We start from the raw sequence: 21,316 nt of genomic DNA, 5'->3' as shown, positions 1-21,316 counted from the left end.
GAGGGATCGTGAGCATGGGCGCAACCGTCTATTTATTCGCTGTGCGAGGTCGAAATGACCGACGCCCTTAAGCTCACCGCTACACAGCGCTTTGTGAATCGCTGCGCCGAGTTATTGATGGCTCGGCGCAAGGTGCTGCTCGGTCTCTTTATGCTGATCACCCTGGGGCTGGGTTACAGCGCCACCCATGTACGGCTCGACCCCGGCTTCAACAAACAGATCCCGGTGCGGCATGCCTACATGCTCAACTTTCTGGATTTCAGCCGAATCTTCACCGGCGCCAATCGCTTGCTGGTCAGCGTGCACTGGAAAGGCCAGGGCGACCTCTATAACCCTGAGTTTCTCCAGACCCTGCAACAGGTCACCGACGATGTGTTCTTTATCTCGGGCGTCAGTCGCCCCAGCGTGACCTCGCTGTTCACCCCTAACGTGCGCTATATCGAAATTACCGAAGACGGTTACGTTGGCGATCTGGTGGTGCCGCCGCAATACGCCGCCACCCCCGAAGACTTGCAGCAAGTGCGCAGCAACGCAGCGCGCTCCGGGCAGATCGGTCGGCTGCTGGCTAATGATCTGAAATCGGCAATGGTGCGTGCCGACCTGCAAGACACCGATCCCAAGACCGGGCAGCCGGTTAGCTATGTACAAATTGCCCAGCGTCTTGAAGACATTCGCGCTAAATACAGCAACGACGACATCGAGATAAATATCGTCGGTTTCGCCAAGCTGGTGGGTGATGTGGTCGAAGGACTGAACACGGTGATGGGCTTTTTCGCGGTTGCCTTCCTGATTACCGGTGCCTTGCTGTGGCTGTATTCGCGCTCGTTGCGCCTGACTCTGGTGGCGCTGTTTGTTGCCTTGCTCCCGGTGATCTGGTTACTCGGGCTGTTGCCCTTGCTGGGACTGGGGATCGATCCGATGTCGATTCTGGTGCCGTTCCTGATCTTCTCGATCGGCGTTTCCCACGCTGTGCAAATGACCAATGCCTGGAAGCAGGAAGTGCTGGCAGGCAGCGACTCGGTTAGCGCCGCGAAAGCGGCCTTCAGTAAAATCTTCATTCCCGGCGCGCTGGCGTTGCTGATGAACGCGCTGGGGTTTGGGGTGATCATGCTGATCGACATCCCCATCGTTCATGAGCTCGGCGTCACCGCTTGCATCGGCGTGATGCTGATGATCATCACCAATAAGATCATGCTGCCGTTGATCATCGCCCATCTGCCACTGGAGCCACGGCTGATGACGGCGCAGGCGCGTCTGGCAGAGACTCGTCACCCGTTATGGTGGCGCCTGTCCGCGCTGGCCACGCCGGGCCCGGCGCTCTGGGTGTTCGGGGTGAGTTTGGTGCTCTTGGCAGCGGGCGCCTACAAAGCGCGGGAACTGGCAGTCGGGGACATTGGTTCCGGTGCCCCGGAACTGCGGGCTGACTCGCGCTACAACCAGGACAACCAGCAGATCATCAGCAACTACTCCATTGGCCTGGATGTGCTGTCGGTGTTTCTGACCATCAGCGAGCGCAGTGAAGCGTGCCTTGACCCGGCGGTGATGCGGGCCGTAGAGACCTTCGATTTCAAGATGCGCGAAGTGCCCGGCGTGCAGTCGGTACAAAGTGTGGCCGGCATGAGCAAGCAAGTAATTGCCGGCAACAACGAGGGCAACCCGCGCTGGGCTGCGATCCCGGGTTCAGCTCAAGGCTTGCAACAAGGTGCCTATGCCTACTCGCCGGACTCGGGGCTGGTGACCGATGGCTGCCAGAAAATGCAGATCCTGGTGTTTTTGACCGATCACGAAGGCGCCACCGTGGCCCACGTGTTGAGTGAAGCCAAACGCATCATTGCCGGGATTCAGGTGCCGGGCGTGGCGTTCAAACTGGCGGGCGGCAATATTGGGGTGATGGCTGCGTCCAACGAAGCGGTGAAACAGGCCGAAGTGGTGATGCTGGCCGCGTTGTTTTTCTCCGTCGCGCTGTTCTGCTTGCTGACGTTTCGTTCAGTGCGCGCAGTGCTGTGCATTCTGGTGCCGCTGGCGATTGTCGCCGTGCTGTGCAATGCGCTGATGGCGCTGCTGGGCATCGGTCTCAAAGTCGCGACCTTGCCAGTCATGGCATTGGGCGTGGGGGTGGGCGTGGATTACGGGATCTACCTCTACGAGCGCATCGAACATGAAATGGCTCAAGGCCAGAATCTGCGCGAAGCCTTCTACCGCGCCATGTGCCAGCGTGGTACGGCGGCGGTGTTCACTGCCGTGACCATGTCGCTGGGGGTGTGCACCTGGGTCTTCGCGCCACTCAAGTTCCAGGCCGACATGGGCGTACTGCTGGCCTTTATGTTCATGGTCAACGTGCTGGGCGCGATCTTTCTGCTCCCGGCGTTGGCCGCGTGGTTCAACCTCGGCAAGCCGTTGGTCGCAATGCCAACCCCTTTACCTTCTGTGGGAGCGGGCTTGCCCGCGATGAAATCTGCGCGGTGAAACCGACACATTGCGGTGCAGCCATTTCTGGCAAGCCAGCGCCCACACAATTTTGCATGGCTAATAAAAAGGAGACCCTCATGCGACGTATCACTCAGATGGGCGGCTGGATGTCAGTCGTTCTGGCTTTGCACAGTTACAGCGGGCTGACCCAGGCCCAGGCCCCCGCCGATCAGATTGCCCGGCTGGGCAAGGACCTGACCTGCGTTGGCGCGCAAAAAGAAGGCAATGCCCAAGGCACCATCCCGGCTTACACCGGCCAATGGCTGGGCGCCGCACCGGGGATGAAGTTCGAGGGCACCGGTAAGCATCCGCTCGACCCGTATCCCAACGAAAAGCCTCTGTTTGTAATCACCGCGCAAAACCTGGATCAATATTCGGCGCACTTGTCCGAAGGGCAAAAAGCCCTGTTCAAGCTCTACCCGCAAACCTTCCGCATGCCGATTTACACGTCGCACCGCGACTTCCGTTTCTCGGACACGGTGTGCAAAGCCTCCTTGGAAAACGCCGCGAATGCCAAGCTGGTCGACGAAGGTGAAGGCGTTGTGGCACGCACTGGCGGGGTAGCCTTTCCGATTCCGCAAAACGGCATTGAACTGCTGAAAAATGCCTCGCTGTTTACCGTGCGGGCCTGGACCGAGGAGTACACCTCGGACAACGCCTACGTGCTAAAGGACGGCAACATCAACTGGGGCCGTGTGCACTCGCGCAACATGGCGCCGGGGCTTGCGCCGGGCAAGATCGGCGACACCACTGGCAACTCTTCGTTCTACCTCAACGAAACCCTGCTGCCCCAGCGTGACAAGGGTGAAATCAACACCGGCACCGAGTACTGGAACGACAAGACCGAGCCGCGCCAAAGCTGGCGCTACGACCCCGGCACCCGTCGTGTGCGGCAGTCGCCAGGGTATGGTTTCGACATGGCGTTTCCGGGCTCCGGCGGCTCGATCACGGTGGACGAAGTGCGCATCTTCAACGGCTCGGCGCAGCGCTATAACTGGAACATCGTCGGCAAAAAAGAAGTGTATATCCCCTACAACACGGCGCGCCTGCACGCCAATGATCTCAAGTACGCAAACCTTCTGACCCCTGGCCACATCAACCCCGACAACATGCGTTACGAACTGCACCGCGTGTGGGTCTTGGAAGGGGTGCTCAAGCCCGGTAACCGCCACTTGTACGCCAAGCGCACGATGTACATCGACGAAGACACCTGGTTCCCGATCATGGGTGACAACTACGACAACCGTGGTGAGCTGTGGCGCACCTCGATGGTCAACTACTTCTACGCCCCGGAAACCCAGACCTGGCAGGCCGGTGTCGGCCTGTACCACGACTTGAACGCCGGCAGTTACCTGGCCTTTAACCTGATCAACGAACAGCGCAACGGTTATGTGTTGAACAAAGGCGGCTTTGCTCCCGGCGACTTTGGCCCGGAAGCCGCACGTCGCGCCGGTAAATAAACCTGTAACGCCTGACACCGCCCATCGTTATCTGCCACAGGCCAGGCCTGTGCGCAGAACGCTGTGGGCTGCAAAAAAATAATAAAATGGAGCACCACATGTTTAAGCACTGCACACGTTTTGTGGGGACCGGATTACTCTCAGGCCTGAGCAGCCTGGCACTGGCGGCGCCGACCATCGAGCTGGGTGAAAACACCACCCTTGACTCCTCGTTGACCGTCAACTACACCGCTTCCATGCGAACGGAAAAACCGGATCACGAGTACCTCAACAACATCAACTACGACGACGCCACGCGTAACTTCAAACGCGGCTCGCTGATCAATAATCGGGTCAGTGTGTTTGGCGAACTGATGCTCAAACATGACAACCTCGGCGCCGTACTGCGCGGCAGCCACTTCTATGACGAGGTGTACCACCGCAGTAACGACAACGACTCGCCCGACACCGTCAACAAAACGGGAAGCTACAACGACTTCAGCCGCGACACGCGCAAACTCAGCGGCAGCAAGGCGCGCTTGCTGGATGCCTACGTGTATGGCGACTTCACCGTCAATGACGACCAGTACCTGTCGCTCAAGGCCGGGCGGCATTTGGTGGCATGGGGCGAGAGCCTGTTCTGGCCCAACATCAGCCAAGGGCAGGCGCCGGTCGATTCAACCAAATTCAACGTGCCGGGCACCGAGGCCAAAGACGCCTATTTGCCGGTTGGACAAATCTCCGGTTCGTGGTCGATCAATGAAGACCTGGCCTTGCTCGGCTTCTACCAATACAAATGGGAAGAAACCCAGCTCAACCCGGTGGGCGACTACTTCGGCAGTGACACCTTTGGGCCGGGCGCCGAGTTCTATCGACTGGCGCCGGGGATCGTCAACAGCTTGCCCGCAGGCCAGGCCGTCGGCTATGCCGGCTCGGTCAAACCGGGCGACAGTGGCGAGTGGGGCGTTGGTACGCGTTACCGGTTGACGCAAAACACCGAGATCGGCCTGTTCCACTATCGCTACCACGACCGCGTGCCGGCCCTGTTTTTCGACTTCACCGGCCAGACTCACTACTCCTCCCTGAACAAAGTGGGCGGCAATGGCGGGGGGCCGAGCTATCAACTGGGTTATTTCGACAACATCAAACTGACCGGTGTCAGCTTCACCACCAAAGTCGGTGACTCCGTGCAATTTGCCGGAGACCTGAGCTACCGCGACGGCGCGGCGGTGTACCTGAGCAACGGTGCTCCGGCGCGTGGCGAACTGTGGCAGGGCAACCTGAACGCGGTGTACATCATCGGACCGACCTTCATGGCCCAACAAACCACCCTGATGACCGAAGTGGTGCACCAGCGGATTCAAGGTGTGGACGACCTGACCATCACCGGGGGCGGGGCAGGCGTCGATGGCACGTTCAACAAATACGTGTACGACGGCCAGACCCGTGGTTCGAGCCTGTTGGGCATTGGCGCGTACTTCGATCACCCGAGCGTGTTTGATGGCTGGGACCTGACCACCAAAGCCACCTGGACCCAAAACATCGACGGCAGCGCCTACTCAGGACTGGGCCGTGCGGAAAAGCGCCTGACGTTGGGGGGCGACTTCAAATATCTGGGTAACTTCCAGGTCGGCTTAACCTACGTCGCCTACCTGAGCTCGGCAGACATCGCCCAAGGCCGAACCATGGCCGACCGCGACTACGTGTCGTTCAACGGCAAGTATACGTTTTGACCGCCCTGTGAATAACCCTGTGGAAGTTACCGAAGACAGCGATCTTTTGAGATCAAAAGATCGCGACACAAGCTCGCTCCTCCGGTGGGCGAGTGGTTGCACAGAAACCGGTCAGCTCTAAGGCTGTCGCGCTTTGATCTGGCTTTTGATCTGGGCGCCCGGTTAAACCACGCTGCTCGAACGCAGGTAGTGGGCCGTGGCAAACCCGGCAGGACGCCGGGTTAGCCGCGACACGGCTATGGATGGTTGATGGCGGCGGCCCACGCAACAATGCCCGGCGTAATGCCGCAACCCTGAGCCGCCGTTACGGCAGCAATGGATATGTACACTGCTTCTACCGCACCTCGCGCGGCATCCCCAGCGCCCGTTCGGCAATGATGTTGCGCTGGATCTCGTTGCTGCCGCCGTAAATAGTGTCAGCCCGGGTGAACAGAAAGAGGGCCTGCAACCGCGTCAGTTGATACGGTCCGCTCTCCAGTAGTTCCGCTTGCGGCCCCAGCACGTCCATCGCTAATTTGCCCAACTCCGCATGCCAGGTCGACCACGCCAGTTTGTAGATGGTCGCTTCTGGCCGCAGGCTGCCATCCTGTGTGCCCGACAACATACGCAACGAGTTGTAGCGCAGCACCCGCAGCCCGCTCCAGGCATGGGCAATGCGTTGGCGCAACACCGGATCTTGTGCCGCGCCATTACCCTTGGCGATGCGCACGACTTCGTCCAGTTCGTTCTGAAACTGCATCTGTTGGCCCAGGGTCGAAACCCCACGTTCAAAGCCGAGCAAGGCCATGGCGATTTTCCAGCCATCACCCGGCTTGCCAATCAAGTTGTCAGCCGAGGTCTGCGCCTGATCGAAAAACACTTCGTTGAACTCACTGGTGCCGGTCAGCTGCCGGATCGGTTGCACGCGGATGTTCGGCTGGTTCATGGGCACCAGTAAGAACGACAAACCGCGATGGCCGACACTGCCCGGCTCGGTGCGCGCCAGCACAAAGCACCAGTCCGACTCATGGGCCAAAGAGGTCCAGACTTTCTGCCCGCTGATCAACCACTGGCCACTGCTTTCATCAAGGCTGGCGCGGGTTTTGATGTTGGCCAGGTCCGAGCCGGCACTTGGTTCAGAGTACCCCTGACACCAAAAGTGCTGGCCCGCCAGAATCCCTGGCAAAAACCGCTGCTGTTGCTCTGGTGTGCCAAACGCGGCCAAGGTCGGCCCCACCAAACCCTCACCAATATGGCCCATGCGGCCAGGCCCGCCAGCGCGGGCGTACTCTTCAAAAAAGATCACCTGCTGAGTAATGCTCAGCCCCCGACCTCCGTGTTCTCTGGCCCAGCCCGCGCCCACCCAATTGCCTTTGGCCAGTTCCTGTTCCCAGGCTTTGCGTAGGGCGGGGGCAAAGTCTTCATCGCCGGGGCCGCCGCGAAAACGCAAAACCGCAAATTCGCCTGCAAGGTGACGCTGCATCCACTCGGCAACGTGCTGGCGAAACTGCTCATCTGCTGCGCTAAAGCCAATTTTCATGACCTTTCTCCGAATATCTGTTTCGCCAGTTGCTCACGATGAAATGTGGGACTGCCCAGCAATTGTTCGCTGGCCCGTGCTCGTTTGAAGTACAGGTGCGGGTCGTACTCCCAGGTGAAACCGACCCCGCCGTGCAACTGGATAGACTCGCTGGCGCAACGAAAAAAACCTTCGCTGGCATGAATTTTTGCGGTCGCCGCGGTCTCGGCCAGTTGGCTTTGAATACTCGGGTCGCCGTCGATGTTCAGGCACTCGTCGGCAATGCAGGCTGCGTAGTAACTGGCCGAACGGGCGCATTCAACGGCCAGCATCAGGTCGGCACAGCGATGCTTGATCGCCTGGAAACTGGCGATGCTGCGTCCAAACTGCTCTCGGCCATTGATATAGCCCAGTGTCAGATCCAGCACCTGTTGGGCGCCGCCGGTCTGTTCCGCCGCCAGGCCAATGCAGGCAATGTTCAGCACATCGCGCAGCATCGGCCAGCCAAGGCCCGGCTCACTGAGCAATTGCTCGTCAGTCACGACCACGTTGTTCAGGGTGATGGTTGCCAGGCGCCGGGTCTGATCCATGCCCGGCTGGTACTGACGCTGCACGCCAGGGGTGTCGGCGGGCAGGGCGAACAGGCGAATACCCGCTTCACCGACGCTGCCGGGTGTGCGGGTGGCAATGATCAACAGATCGCACGCGGCGCCGTCGATCACATACAAGTAGTGGCCATTGAGGCGATAACCTTCCGCGCAACGCTGTGCATAGACTTGCACTGCACTGTCATCCCACTGCTGGGTGCTGGTGTAGGCCACACTGGCGCTGATTTCGCCTGCCGCAATCAACGGCAGCCACTGTTCCTTGAGCGGCTGATTTCGGCTCAGCAGCAACGCTGGCGTGGCCAGGCAACTGGTGGCATAGAACGGCGAGGGCAGCAGGCAGCGCCCCAGTTGTTCCTGCAACAGACACACCTCGGCAAAGCCCAGGCCGAGTCCGCCGTAGGCCTCGGGAATCGCCAACGCCGGCCAATACAGCTCGCGGGCGATGCGGGCCCAGGTGTCGCGGTCATGCCCGGTTTCGCTGGCCATTGCCTGGCGCACGGCACTGGAGCTGCCGGCCTGGGCCAGAAAGCGTTCGGCAGACTGCACAATCATTCGCTGCTCGTCAGTCAGGGCAAGCTCCATAAGGTTCCTCGTCGTCAATTTAAACCCAAGATCCAAGCATGAAAGGGTGCCATGCGGGTGCAATCCTTGAGCCGGACTAGTCCGTTTGGCGGTGTTATCAAGGGGAGTGTGCTTCTTGGCGCAATGGCACAGGGCTGAAGGAGCCGCCTGGCAGAAAACCGCCTTGAGATTTGGCTGCGGCGATCATCGCGCTTTTGAGGATTGACCTCGCGGGTCTTTAGTCTCAACGGACGATGATCCACCGGCGACCGCTTCCCATACTCCCCCCAAGACTTTGCCAACCCAGGAGCACCTGTGAGCAGCGCAACCCCTACCGCATTTCACACCACTATCGACGCCGGTGTCGCTGAGCTGGTAATCGACCGTCCGCCGGTCAATGCACTTAACAGTCAGGAGTGGCTCGATCTGGCCCATACCCTTGACGCGCTGGGCCAGAACCCCGAGGTTCGGGTGATCGTGATCCGTGCCGAAGGCCGTGGTTTCTGCGCCGGGGTCGACATCAAGGAACTCGACGCCCACCCCGAACTTATCGTCAAGGTCAACGAGGGCAATTACGCAACCTTCAAGGCCGTACACCGCAATCCGGTGCCGGTGATTGTGGCCGTACACGGCTTCGTCCTCGGCGGCGGCATCGGCATCACCGGCGCCGCCGATATTGTCGTTGCATCCGATTGCGCCACCTTTGCCTTGCCCGAAGTGGATCGCGGGGCCATGGGCGGCGGTGCGCATTTGCAACGTTTGTTCCCGGTGCAAAAGGTCCGCTACCTGTTCTTTACCGGGGACAAGATCGATGCCCATGAAGCCCAGCAATACGGCTTTATCGAACGTGTCGTGCCGCGCGAGCAACTGCGTGAAGCCGCGCTGCAAATTGCCCACAAAATTGCCAGCAAAAGCCCGGTCATGATCCGCATCGCCAAAGAAGCGCTCAACGGAATCGAAGACGGCAATCTGGAAGACAAATACCGCTGGGAGCAGGGCTTGACGTTGCAGGCCTACAACGCTGCCGACTCTGCGGAAACCCGGCGCGCATTCGTTGAAAAACGCGACGCCAAGTTCTGAGGCTCTGACGATGGAACTGACTTACTCCCCGCAACAAAAGGCCTTTCGCCAGGAAGTCCGGCAATGGCTGGCGGCGAATCAACCTTCTACACCTTTGGCCAGTTACGACACCCGCGAAGGCTTTGAGCAACACCGCCAATGGGAAGCCAAATTGTTCGAAAGCCGCCTGTCGATGGTGATGTGGCCGACCGAGCTTGGCGGGCGCGGCTGTGACCTGATCGAGTGGCTGATTTTCGAAGAGGAGTATTACGGCGCCGGCGCGCCGATGCGGATCAATCAGAACGGCCAGCTACTGCTTGGCCCCACCCTGATGGAGTTCGGCACCGAGGCGCAGAAAAAGCGTTTCTTGCCACGCATGGCCGCCAGTACCGACATGTGGGCGCAGGGCTGGTCGGAGCCGAATGCCGGCTCCGACATGGCCGCGATCACCAGCAAGGCTACCCGCGACGGCGACGGCTACGTGCTCAATGGCCAGAAAACCTGGTCGAGCCGGGCGATCTATGCCGACTGGCTGTTCGGATTGTTCCGCAGCGATCCGGGGTCCAGCCGTCATCACGGCCTGTCATTCGTGATGGTGCCGCTCAACGCGCCGGGTGTCACGGTACGCCCGATCAAGGCACTCAATGGCAAGAATGCCTTTGCCGAAGTGTTCTTCGATGACGTGCGTATCCCGCTGGAAAACCGCATCGGCGATGAGGGGCAGGGCTGGCATGTGGCAATGGCCACCGCCGGTTTTGAACGCGGCTTGCTGCTGCGCTCACCGGCGCGCTTTCAATACACCGTGCGCAAGCTGGTCGAGTTGTATCAGGCCAACCGCGCCAGCGCAGACCGCGACCCAACCCTGGGCGATGCCGTGTGCAAGGCCTGGTCGGATGCGCAAGCCTACGCCTTGTCGGCCTATCACACGGTGGGGCGCTTGAGCCGGGGCGCGCAAATTGGCGCCGAGTCGAGCACCAACAAAATCATCTGGTCGGAACTGGACCTGCGCATGCACGAAATCGCCATGCGCATTCTGGGCGCCAGTGGTGAATTGACCGGCAAGTCGGTGGATGGCTACAGCTGGCTGGAGGGCTTCCTGTTTGCCCAGGCCGGGCCGATCTACGCCGGGACCAACGAGATTCAGCGCAACATCATTGCCGAGCGCATGCTCGGACTGCCGAAGTGAGGCCGGGTATGGACTTTACCTTTACCGATGACCAGCAGACATTCCGCGAGGCCATCAGCCGTTTTTTGATGACCGAAGCCGCGCCGGAAATGCTCCGTGAAATCTGGGAAACCGATGTCGGCCGCTCGCCGGACTTGCGTAACAAAATTGCCGAACAAGGCCTGACTGCACTGTCCGTGCCTGAAGCCTTTGGCGGGCTGGGCATGGACGATGTGGCCTGGGCGCTGATGACCCAGGAACTGGGGTATTACGCGATTCCCGACTCATTGGGCGACACCGCCTATGTGGCCTGCGCGTTGATCAGCGGTTTGCCGGACAGCGTGGCGCAACGTGCGCAATGGCTCGAAGGCATTGCCGATGGCAGCTTGCGGATTGCCATTGGCCACCCGGTTAACCCATTGGTGGCCGATGCGGCCCACGCCGACTGGTTGTTGTTGCCCCACGGCGATGAAGTGCACGCCGTACCGCGCAGCCAGGTCGACGTGCAAGCACACAGCAGCATTGATGCCTCGCGGCGCCTGGCGACAGTCAGCTGGCAGCCGAGCGCGGCCACGTTGGTTGCCGATGCGCAATCAGGCCGCGACTTGTGGGCACAAGCCCTCAATCGGGGCGCCTTGTCGGTGGCCGGGCAATTGTTAGGGCTGGCGCAGCGCATGCTTGACCTGTCGGTGGACTACGCCGCCCAGCGCAAACAGTTTGGCAAGCCGATTGGCAGCTTTCAGGCGGTCAAGCATCACCTGGCTGATGTCGCCACCCAACTCGAATTCGCCAAGCCGGTGCTGTACCGCGCCGCCTATGCCTTGGCCCATCACGAACCGAATGCCGGGGTGTGGGTTTCACAGGCGCGAATTGCCTGCTGCGAAGCCAGCTGGCTGGCGGCCCGACACGGTATTCAGGTGCACGGGGCCATGGGATACACCTGGGAAGTCGACCTGCAAATGTTCATGAAACGGGCCTGGGCGCTGGACAACGCCTGGGGTGATCGCGCCTTGCACAAAACCCGCGTGGCCGAGCATGTACTCAGTGGCACGACGCCTTTAGGCCCCGGCCATACGTTCGAGGATTGATAAATGCCCCAAGCCTATATTGTTGACGCCCTGCGCAGCCCTACCGGCAAGCGCAAGGGCGGTCTGGCCCATGTTCACGCGATTGATCTGGGAGCCCATGTGCTCAAGGCGCTGGTGGAGCGCAACCAGATTCCGGCGGATGAATACGACGACGTGATTTTTGGCTGCGTCGATACCATCGGCTCGCAAGCCGGTGACATTGCCCGCACCAGTTGGCTGGCGGCCGGTTTGCCGCTCAACGTGCCTGGCACCACCATTGACCGTCAGTGCGGCTCGTCGCAGCAGGCGCTGCACTTTGCTGCGCAAGCGGTGATGAGCGGTACCCAGGACGTGATCGCGGTCGGCGGTGTGCAAACCATGACCCAAATTCCGATTTCGTCGGCCATGCTGGCCGGACAGCCGTTGGGTTTCAGCGACCCGTTTTCCGGCAGCAAAGGCTGGCAGGCGCGTTTTGGCACGCAGCCGGTCAACCAGTTTTACGCCGCGCAACGAATTGCCGATCACTGGCAAATTACCCGCCAGCACATGGAAGCCTATGCGCTGCAAAGCCATCAGCGGGCGCTGGACGCGATTGCCGGGCGGCGTTTTGTGAACGAGATCGTGCCATGCGAAGGGGTGTGGGACGACGAAACCCCGCGGCACACCACCTTGGCCAAAATGGCTGAGCTGGAACCGGTATTTGCCGAATATCCGTCAATCACGGCAGCGGTTTCCAGCTCCACCTGTGATGCCTCGGCGGCGCTGCTGGTGGTCTCTGAGGCCGCCCTCAAACGCTACTACCTGACGCCACGAGCGCGTATCCATCACCTTTCGGTGCTGGGCGACGACCCGATCTGGCACCTCACGGCACCGATTGCCGCCACCCGTGCTGCGCTGAAAAAAGCCGGCATGAGCATCAACGACATCGACCTGGTCGAGATCAACGAAGCCTTTGCCTCGGTGGTCATGGCCTGGGCCAAAGAGCTGGATTACGACCCGGCCAAGACCAACGCCAATGGCGGGGCGATTGCCCTGGGCCATCCGCTGGGCGCCAGCGGTGCACGGCTGATGACCAGCTTGCTCAACCAGCTTGAGCAAAGCGGCGGCCGTTATGGCCTGCAAACCATGTGCGAAGGCGGCGGGCAGGCCAACGTGACGATTATCGAGCGCCTCTGACAGGAGCACTGACATGGCAATTTGTGAAGGACGTACCGTCATTATTACTGGCGCGGGCGGCGGCTTGGGCCGGGCCTACGCATTGGCATTCGCGGCACAAGGCGCGAATGTGGTGGTTAACGATATTCGTCGTGAAGCGGCCGAAGGGGTGGTTGCACAGATCCGTGACGCGGGCGGCCAGGCCATCGCCAACGATGACGACATCACGACGACAGCCACCGCCCAACGCATCGTCGATGCCGCATTGGCTGCATTTGGCGACGTGCACGTGGTGGTCAACAACGCAGGCATCTTGCGCGACCGGATGTTTATCAGCCTGAGCGAAGAAGATTGGGATGCAGTGATGCGCGTGCACCTCAAGGGGCATTTTTGCCTGGCCAACATCCTGGGCAAACGCTGGCGCGATCAGGCCAAGGCCGGGCAGCCGGTGGATGCGCGCATCATCAACACCAGCTCCGGCGCGGGCTTGCAGGGTTCGGTGGGGCAGTCCAACTACAGCGCGGCCAAAGGTGGGATTGCCGCGTTGACCCTGGTGCAAGCAGCAGAGCTGGCGCGTTATGGCGTGACTGCCAATGCGCTGGCCCCGGCGGCGCGTACCTCAATGACCGAAAGCGCGATGCCGGACATGGTGAAAAAGCCCGAAGATGGCGGATTTGATGCCTGGGCGCCGGAAAACGTTGCGCCGCTGGTGGTGTGGCTGGGCAGCAGCCTGTCGCGCGATGTGACCGGGCAAATCATTGAAAGCCAGGGCGGGCGACTGTCGTTGGGCGATGGCTGGCGCACCGGTGTCACCCGCGACAAAGGCGCGCAGTGGACGCCTGAAGAAGTGGGGGTGGCCATGCGTGAAATATTGGCCGAAGCGCCCAAGCCGCAACGGGTGTGGGGGAGCTGAGCTCTGCTGTTGACATCGCAATTAACGGTGTGAGCAGGCTTGCCAGCGATAGGGGCGCTTCAGTTTTGCAATCTGAGCGCGTTGTCTGCATTGCTGGCAAGCCAGCTCCCACAGAGATTGTGTGTGCTGTTTGGTTATAACAAGAGAATTCAACCATGAGACAAGCGCCTCCTTACGTTCCCGGCCACCAGCTACTGGCCGGAAAGTCGATTTTGATCACCGCCGCCGCGGGTGCAGGCATCGGTTATGCCGCCGCCAAACGCTGCGCCGAAGAAGGCTGTCGTGCCTTGATGATTTCCGACATTCACCCGCGTCGCCTCGAAGAAGCAGTGGAACGTCTCAAGGCCGAAACCGGCCTGCAAGCGGTCTACGGGCAACTGTGCAACGTCACCGTCGAAGCTGACGTACAAGCGCTGGTCGCCGCTGCCGAGGACGCCTTGGGCGGGGTCGACGTGCTGATTAACAACGCCGGTCTGGGCGGTCAGGTTCGTCTCACTGAAATGACCGACCAGCAATGGTCGTCGGTGCTCGACATCACCCTGACCGGCACCATGCGCATGACCCGCGCCATGCTCCCGCACATGGAGCGGCGTGGCGCCGGGGCCATCGTCAACAATGCCTCGGTACTTGGCTGGCGCGCCCAAAAAGAGCAGGCCCATTACGCCGCCGCCAAAGCCGGGGTGATGGCCCTGACCCGTTGCAGCGCGCTGGAAGCCGCTGAAAGCGGAGTGCGGATCAACGCCGTGGCGCCCTCGATTGCCTTGCACGACTTTCTCAAAAAGGCCTCCAGCAGCCAATTGCTGGAACAACTGGCCAGCCGCGAAGCCTTTGGCCGTGCCGCCGAAGTCTGGGAAGTGGCCAACGTGATGGTGTTCCTGGCCAGCGACTACGCCTCATACATGGTCGGCGAAGTGCTGCCCGTCAGTTCGCAACAGGCTTGAGGACAACCCATGAGCACGCTATTCAGCAGCGCCGAACAGTTACTGGCCGCGCAAGGCCAGGACCTGGGCCGCACCGATTGGCTGGTGATCACCCAGGAGCGCATCAACCTGTTTGCCGAAGCGACCGGTGATCATCAGTGGATTCATGTCGACCCGGTGCGTGCAGCCACAGGCCCGTTCGGCGCCTGCATTGCCCACGGTTATCTGACGTTGTCCTTGGCCAACCTGTTTATGCCGCAACTGATGCAATTCGCCAATCTGGCCATGGGCATTAACTACGGCAGTGATCGCTTGCGCTTTCCGGCAGCGGTAAAAGTCGGCTCGCGGGTACGTGGGCATGGCGAAATCCTGCGCGTGGAAAACCTCGGCCAAGCCCTGCAAGCGGTGGTACGCATGAGCGTCGAAATCGAGGGCAGCGATCGCCCTGGCTGCGTGGTGGACACCATCAGCCGCTACACCTTCAACCCTCTTCAGAAGTGAGCCGGAACATGAATTTGAATGACGTTGTGATTGTCTCCACAGCCCGGACCGCGCTGACCAAATCCTTCCGTGGTTCGTTTAACGACACCGAAGCCCCCGTGTTGGGCGGGCATGTGGTGCGGGCCGTGGTGGAGCGTGCCGGTATCGAGCCGGGTTCGGTCGAAGACGTGATCATGGGGGCCGCAGCGCAACAGGGCACTCAGAGCTACAACCTTGGTCGCTTGTGCGCTTACACCGGTGGTCTGCCCGACACGGTGCCGGGCATGGCCATTGACCGCATGTGCGCCTCGGGCCTGATGAGCATCGGCCTGGCTGCCAAAGGCATCCTGACCGGCGAAATGTCGATTGCAGTGGCGGGCGGGGTCGAGTCGCTGTCGCTGACCCAGAATAAATATAAAAATACGTATCGGGCGCAGTCTGAAGCCGTGCTGGAATGCATGCCGACCGCCTACATCCCGATGCTCGAAACGGCTGAAATCGTCTCGCGTCGCTATGGCATCAGTCGCGAAGCACAGGATCAGTATTCCCTGCAAAGCCAGCAGCGCACAGCGGCGGCGCAAGCGGGTGGTTTGTTCAGCGACGAAATCGTGCCCTTGGCTGCCCGCAAACTGCTCTTCGACAAAGAAGGCCAGCCGAGCGGTCACCAAGACGTGATCGCCGATCGTGACGAATGCAATCGCCCCTCTACCACCCTTGAAGACCTGGCTGCGCTGAAACCGGTGTGGAAAGACGGCAAGTGGGTGCAGCAAGGTGAGTTCATCACCGCGGGCAACGCCTCGCAGTTCTCGGACGGCGCCTCGGCGGTCTTGCTGATGAGCCGTGCGCAAGCCAAAGCGCGTGGGATCGAGGCCTTGGGTGTGTATCGCGGGATCGCCGTGAGCGGCTGTGCGCCGGATGAAATGGGCATCGGGCCGGTGTTTGCGATTCCTAAATTGCTCAAGCGTTTTGGCCTGACCGTGTCTGACATTGACCTGTGGGAAATCAACGAAGCGTTTGCCTGCCAAGTGCTGTACTGCCGCGATTTTCTGGAAATACCCAATGACCGTCTGAACGTGAATGGTGGGGCAATTTCCATTGGTCACCCGTTTGGCATGTCGGGTGCGCGGATGGTCGGCCACAGCCTGCTCGAAGGTCGGCGTCGTGGAGCGCGATTTGTCGTGGTTGCCATGTGCATAGGCGGCGGCATGGGCGCGGCAGGTTTGTTTGAACTGAACTGAGTGCGTGCTGTGGGGTTGCTCGTGTCGCCGCCTCTGTTGGGCAGATGACCCGCAGCTGGCGTGGGAGCGGCTGCAGGCTGCGATCTTTTAAAGATCAAAAGATCGCAGCCTGCGGCCACTCCCACGCGAGCGTGCGCTGACCGCCGAGTTTTTGATGTTGATGCCTTAAATGACGTGTCAGGTTGCGACCACGAACCGCGGAATCGGTTTGCGCATCAGCGTTCCTACCACTAACGCCCCCAACAACCCCAACCAACCGGCTACCCACAGCAGGCGACTGAAACCTGTCATAAACGCCTGAGTCGCCAGCAGCTGGACGTGGGCTTGTACCGCCTGCGGCAACTGACTGAGCGCTCCCTGCATATCCCCGGCCACCACGCGTGAGGCAATAAAGTGGCTTTGCCCCAGCCATTGATTGGCTTGTTGCGCAAGGCTGGCGTGCAGATTCTGCTCGGTGTGGCCGCCCAGCAGCGCGCCGTATACGCCGATGGCCAGCACGATGGCACTAAAGCGCATGGTGGTGCTCATGCCGGAGGCCATGCCTACCCGATCTCGCGGAACACACGCCATGATGTTTTTTTGCGTGTCGCCATTCAGTAATCCAGCGCCAGCACCCGTCACGGCAGTGGCCAGGGCAAAGCTCAGGTAACCGCCATGGTCGACCGCCAAGGCGCAGAGCAAGTTGCCGCAACCGACCAGGGTCAAACCCGCGGCCATCATGCTCGCCGGGCTGAATTGCGACGCCAGGCGCGCGCCGATGCGCGGGCAGATCAGCAGGGTCAGGGCAAAGGGCAGCATGCCCAGCCCCGAAAAAATGGCGCTGAAACCCAAGCCGTTTTGCAGGTAAAACGGCAGCAGCGTCATCATCACCTGGGCGCAACCGGCATAGGCAAACATACCCAGCAGGGCGCCGATAAAGCGGGGATGACGAAACAGTTGCAGGTCGATCATCGGCCGTTGTTGCACAGACTCAACCCACACAAACAGGGCCAGCAGCAATGCACCGCCGCACAGGCGAGCGTAAGTCAGCGGGTTGTCCCAGCCAATGCGATTGGCTTCGATCAACCCCCAGATCAGGCACAGCAAGCTGGCGCTGAAGGCCAGGCTGCCCCACGGGTCGAGCCGTGCCGATTGCGGATCACGGGACTCGCTAATGGCATGCCGGACCAGCGCCAGCAGCACTAAACCGACCGGCAGGTTGAGGTAGAAAATCCAGCGCCACCCCAGGTATTGGGTGATCAGCCCGCCCAAGGTCGGCGCAGCGGTCATGGCCACGCCCATGCAGGCGCCCCAAAAAGCCCAGGCCTTGGCGCGTTCGACTTCGTCATGAAAGGCATGCCCGATGGAGGCCAGTGCAGAGGTCAGCAACAATGCCGCGCCGACCCCTTTGACGGCACGGGCGATTTCCAGTAGCAGGCTATTGGGGGCGGCGCCGCAGCCGAGTGAGGCGAGCATGAAAATGCACAGGCCCCAGATCAGGGTAGTTTTACGCCCGATACGGTCGGCAATGCTCCCCGCGGGCAGCAGCAGGGCGGCAAACGCCAGCATATAGGCGCTGACCACCCATTCGATGTCGACAAAGTTGGCCCCCAGATCGCGGGCGATGGTGGGCAAGGTGACCGCAACGATGTTGGTGTCGAGCACGATCAGTGAGCAAACCCCGCTGGCAGTGAGCAGGGTCAGGCGCGGGCTGACTGTTTTCATGGGAGCAGCCCTGCGCCAGAAAAGGGTATTACTTTGTAAGTAATCAGGTTGACGGACATGTTCGGGGCTCTCTAGTGTGGCGGTCCTGACAGGGTAACGCTGCGCTGGCCGAGGTGCGTTAGCTGACTGCCCGAACTTCATTACCTTTGAGCTAACGCGGCTATGGATATACGTCACTTTCGCTACTTTCTGGCGGTTGCACAGCACTGCAATTTCACCCGTGCTGCCCAAGTGCTGGGCATTGCGCCGCCCACCTTGAGCCGGCAAATTCAGGACCTTGAAAACGCCCTTGGGGTGCGCCTTTTTGTGCGCGAGCAGCGTCAGGTCAGCCTGACCGAGGCCGGTCGGGCGTTGCTGCCGGAGGCCGATGCAACGGTGCGTCAGTTCGAGCGGGCACAGCGCCACGCGCAACGTGCCGGACGCGGGGAAACCGGGCATATCGAATTGGGCTATGTAGCCTCGGCGGTGTATTCAGGCGTGTTGCAGCGCCAGGTACACGCCTACCTGCACGAGTCGCCGCAGGTCAGCCTCAGCGTGCGTGAAGCGCCGATGGCCAGCTTGCCGACACAGGTTGTCGAAGGGCGTTTCGACCTGGGCTACGTGCGTTGCCCGATGGCGCTGCCCCCGGAACTGGAAGCCATTCGTCTGGATGGGGAAGGGTTTGTCCTGGCACTGGCGGCCGATACCTGGCTGACACGCCTCAAGCACATCCACGCCGAGCATTTGCAGCACGAGACGTTCATTCTGCCCGAGCAAATCAGCGGCACTTTGCACGTCGCGGCACAGGGCGGTTATGCGCCGAAACTGGGCGCGCAGCCGGGCGGGCTGGTGGCAGTGATTGCGCTGGTGTCCTTGAATCAGGGTGTGGCAGTCGTTCCGGCTTCAGTGCTGGGGCATATCTGCCTGCCGAATGTGGTGTATCGAACCATTGAAGGCAGTGACGCAACATCCTGGTTGTCTTTGATCTATCGTCGCTTTGAGAAATCGTCTGCAGTGGTGCGCTATATCGAGAACATCAGGCGCGATATTCGACCCCCTGCGCCCTGATTGATGACAAGTCTTGGCATGAACGTGCGTTCGCCTGAGGAAGCAGTACAATCGCGCATCGGGTATGGATGCTGTTCGGATTAGCTCAAGAGAAGGCCCATGGTTGTTGCAACGTACTCTCCCGCGCTGGTGTTTATTTCCCTTTGTGTTGCGATTCTGGCGTCGTATACCGCGCTTGACCTCACCGCACGGATCGCGAGTTCGCGGGGTCGTACGGCCTACCTGTGGATGACAGGTGGGGCGCTGGCCATGGGCTTTGGCGTCTGGTCCATGCACTTTATCGGGATGCTGGCGCTGGAGTTGCCGCTAGAGCTGGGGTATGACGTGGGGCTTACGCTGTGGTCGTTGCTGGTGGCGATTTTGTCCTGCGGGTTTGCCTTGTGGTTGGTCAGCCAGCCGAGCTTGCCTGTGCTGCAATTGCTGTTCGGTGCCTTGATCATGGGCGCCGGGATCAGCGCCATGCACTACAGCGGCATGGCCGCCTTGCGCATGCAGCCGGGCATTGATTACGACCCGACCCTGTTTGGGTTGTCGCTGGTGATCGCCGCCGGGGCTTCGGCGGCCGCGCTGTCGATAGCGTTTCGCTTGCGCAAGCAAACCCCTTACGTGCGTCTGGCGCGGGCTGGGGCATCGGTCATCATGGGCCTGGCGATTGTTGGCATGCACTACACCGGTATGGCGGCGGCGAGCTTTCCAATTGGCAGTTACTGCGGCGCGCTTGCAACCGGTTTGAGCGTCAAAGGTCTCGACAACCTGGTGCTGGTGTCCAGCCTGGCAGTGTTGGTGATTGCCCTGCTGACCTCGATTTTCGATGCGCGGCTGGATGCCCGTACGGCGGCACTGGCGGACTCACTGACCCTGGCCAACGAGGAACTCACCCGACTTGCCCTGCATGACACCCTGACCGGGTTGCCGAACCGCATCCTGCTGGCTGACCGGATCGGGCAGGCCATGGGCAAAGTCACGGAGCAGGGCGGTTGTTTCTCGTTGATGTTCATTGACCTGGACGGTTTCAAGCCGGTCAACGATGCCTTTGGCCACCATTTGGGTGATCTATTGCTGCGTGAAGTGGCCATGCGTTTGCGCGAACAGTTGCGCAGCCAGGACACCCTGGCACGCATTGGTGGCGATGAATTTGTGCTGCTGGTGCGCTTGGCCGAACCCGACGATGCGCCAGGGGTTGCCGCGCGTCAGGTCAGCCTGCTGTCGAAGGGATTCCGGGTGGCGGAGCATGATCTACAGATCTCTGCCAGCGTCGGCATTGCCTTGTACCCCGGCAATGGCCAGACCGCCGAAGAGCTGTTGATGAATGCGGACGCGGCGATGTACCACGCCAAAGGCAGCGGCAAAAACAGCTACAGCTTCTTTGACGTCTCGATGAATACCAACGCCCGCAAACAATTGCAATTGTTGCAAGACCTGCGTCAGGCACTGGAGCACAACCAGTTTCGCCTGCACTACCAGCCCAAGTTCGACGCCAGCAATGGCCAGCCCGTAGGCGCCGAAGCCTTGTTGCGCTGGGAGCATCCGCAGCACGGTTTATTGCTGCCCGAAGACTTTATCGAACTGGCGGAAAAGACCGGGCTGATCATCCCGATGGGTGAATGGGTGCTCAACGAAGCGTGCCGGCAAATGCGCGTCTGGTTTGACGAGGGTTACAGCCATTGGCGCATCGCGGTCAACTTGTCGGCATTGCAGTTTTGCTATTGCGGGCTGGTCGACAGCGTGCTCTCGGCGCTCGAACGGCACCAGCTACCGGCCAATAGCCTGACCCTGGAAATCACTGAAACCACGGCCATGAGCGATGCTGACGCGAGCATGAACGTGCTGCAACAGTTGTCGCAGATAGGCGTAGACCTGTCCATTGATGACTTTGGTACGGGCTACTCAAGCCTGATGTACCTCAAGCGGCTGCCGGCCAATGAGCTGAAAATCGACCGTGGATTTGTGCGTGACCTGGAGCATGACAGCGACGATGCCGCGATTGTCTCGGCAATTGTGGCGCTGGGCCAGGCATTGGGTTTGCGAATCGTGGCCGAAGGCGTGGAGACCGATACCCAGCAAAGTTTCTTGACCACCCTGGGCTGTGACTCTTTGCAAGGCTTTCTGCTGGGGCAGCCGTTGCCGGCCGATCAGTTCATGGTGGACATTCATCGTGCCAAATACCCTGTTTGCGACAAACCCACACGGGCCTGACAAACCCCTCCCATCGCGGTTACTCTGGCGTTCTCATTGACACCGTTGAGAGTGGGAGCGCGTA

At 60.6% G+C, this 21,316-nt stretch carries 16 protein-coding genes; 13 read left to right on the top strand and 3 right to left on the bottom strand.

All coding sequences use genetic code 11. From position 1 onward, the window contains the following. The first annotated feature begins 54 nt into the window (after window positions 1-54). The 3 genes from ACIQYF_RS11570 to ACIQYF_RS11560 all read left to right on the top strand — a co-directional run bounded on the left by ACIQYF_RS11570 (window position 55) and on the right by ACIQYF_RS11560 (window position 5,641). A complete protein-coding gene (locus tag ACIQYF_RS11570) occupies window positions 55-2,466 on the top strand; it encodes an RND family transporter (RefSeq protein ID WP_402861120.1) in 2,412 nt (803 codons plus the stop codon). An 80-nt stretch (window positions 2,467-2,546) separates the two neighbouring features. Beyond that, window positions 2,547-3,929: a DUF1329 domain-containing protein gene (locus ACIQYF_RS11565; protein WP_402861117.1), complete on the top strand. Its 1,383-nt coding sequence runs from the start codon at window positions 2,547-2,549 to the stop codon at window positions 3,927-3,929. Window positions 3,930-4,027: 98 nt separating this feature from the next. After that, window positions 4,028-5,641 (top strand): DUF1302 domain-containing protein, encoded by a 1,614-nt coding sequence (locus tag ACIQYF_RS11560; protein WP_402861114.1) that lies wholly within the window; start codon window positions 4,028-4,030, stop codon window positions 5,639-5,641. Between the two features lie 334 nt (window positions 5,642-5,975). On the opposite strand, the gene ACIQYF_RS11555 is transcribed toward ACIQYF_RS11560, so the two are convergent. Together ACIQYF_RS11555 and ACIQYF_RS11550 are read right to left on the bottom strand one after the other, a co-directional pair. Further along, window positions 5,976-7,160, bottom strand: coding sequence for an acyl-CoA dehydrogenase family protein (locus tag ACIQYF_RS11555; RefSeq protein ID WP_402861111.1), 1,185 nt, complete (start codon window positions 7,158-7,160; stop codon window positions 5,976-5,978). Next, a complete protein-coding gene (locus ACIQYF_RS11550; RefSeq protein WP_402861108.1) occupies window positions 7,157-8,329 on the bottom strand; it encodes an acyl-CoA dehydrogenase family protein in 1,173 nt (390 codons plus the stop codon). The genes ACIQYF_RS11555 and ACIQYF_RS11550 overlap by 4 nt, the downstream gene beginning before the upstream one ends. A 294-nt stretch (window positions 8,330-8,623) precedes the next feature. Between ACIQYF_RS11550 and ACIQYF_RS11545 the strand changes: the two genes are divergently transcribed. From ACIQYF_RS11545 to ACIQYF_RS11510, 8 genes are all read left to right on the top strand, one after another. After that, window positions 8,624-9,388: an enoyl-CoA hydratase family protein gene (locus tag ACIQYF_RS11545; protein ID WP_402861105.1), complete on the top strand. Its 765-nt coding sequence runs from the start codon at window positions 8,624-8,626 to the stop codon at window positions 9,386-9,388. A 10-nt stretch (window positions 9,389-9,398) separates the two neighbouring features. After that, window positions 9,399-10,553: an acyl-CoA dehydrogenase family protein gene (locus tag ACIQYF_RS11540; RefSeq protein WP_402861102.1), complete on the top strand. Its 1,155-nt coding sequence runs from the start codon at window positions 9,399-9,401 to the stop codon at window positions 10,551-10,553. Window positions 10,554-10,561: 8 nt separating this feature from the next. Continuing rightward, a complete protein-coding gene (locus ACIQYF_RS11535) occupies window positions 10,562-11,620 on the top strand; it encodes an acyl-CoA dehydrogenase family protein (RefSeq protein WP_402861099.1) in 1,059 nt (352 codons plus the stop codon). Between the two features lie 3 nt (window positions 11,621-11,623). After that, window positions 11,624-12,775, top strand: coding sequence for an acetyl-CoA C-acetyltransferase (locus ACIQYF_RS11530; RefSeq protein WP_402861096.1), 1,152 nt, complete (start codon window positions 11,624-11,626; stop codon window positions 12,773-12,775). Between the two features lie 13 nt (window positions 12,776-12,788). Beyond that, a complete protein-coding gene (locus ACIQYF_RS11525; protein WP_402861093.1) occupies window positions 12,789-13,667 on the top strand; it encodes an SDR family oxidoreductase in 879 nt (292 codons plus the stop codon). A gap of 155 nt (window positions 13,668-13,822) precedes the next feature. Continuing rightward, complete coding sequence (locus ACIQYF_RS11520; RefSeq protein ID WP_402861090.1) at window positions 13,823-14,608, top strand: SDR family oxidoreductase; 786 nt, start codon at window positions 13,823-13,825, stop codon at window positions 14,606-14,608. A gap of 9 nt (window positions 14,609-14,617) precedes the next feature. Next, entirely contained in the window at window positions 14,618-15,088 is a 471-nt protein-coding gene (locus tag ACIQYF_RS11515) for a MaoC family dehydratase (protein WP_402861087.1), read from the top strand. An 8-nt stretch (window positions 15,089-15,096) separates the two neighbouring features. Then, window positions 15,097-16,305, top strand: coding sequence for an acetyl-CoA C-acyltransferase (locus ACIQYF_RS11510; RefSeq protein ID WP_402861084.1), 1,209 nt, complete (start codon window positions 15,097-15,099; stop codon window positions 16,303-16,305). Window positions 16,306-16,482: 177 nt separating this feature from the next. Here the strand turns inward: ACIQYF_RS11510 and ACIQYF_RS11505 are convergent, their stop codons facing one another. Beyond that, window positions 16,483-18,009: an MFS transporter gene (locus ACIQYF_RS11505; protein WP_402861081.1), complete on the bottom strand. Its 1,527-nt coding sequence runs from the start codon at window positions 18,007-18,009 to the stop codon at window positions 16,483-16,485. 162 nt (window positions 18,010-18,171) lie between these two features. Between ACIQYF_RS11505 and ACIQYF_RS11500 the strand changes: the two genes are divergently transcribed. Together ACIQYF_RS11500 and ACIQYF_RS11495 are read left to right on the top strand one after the other, a co-directional pair. Continuing rightward, a complete protein-coding gene (locus ACIQYF_RS11500) occupies window positions 18,172-19,056 on the top strand; it encodes a LysR family transcriptional regulator (protein WP_402861078.1) in 885 nt (294 codons plus the stop codon). A 99-nt stretch (window positions 19,057-19,155) separates the two neighbouring features. Then, window positions 19,156-21,252, top strand: coding sequence for a putative bifunctional diguanylate cyclase/phosphodiesterase (locus ACIQYF_RS11495; protein ID WP_402861075.1), 2,097 nt, complete (start codon window positions 19,156-19,158; stop codon window positions 21,250-21,252). Window positions 21,253-21,316: the final 64 nt, after the last annotated feature.

The sequence above is a fragment of the Pseudomonas sp. NPDC096917 genome, assembly GCF_044762555.1.
GTDB lineage: Bacteria > Pseudomonadota > Gammaproteobacteria > Pseudomonadales > Pseudomonadaceae > Aquipseudomonas.
The sequence above is the reverse complement of the archived record's forward strand: the minus strand, read 5'-3'. Positions and strand labels throughout refer to the sequence as shown.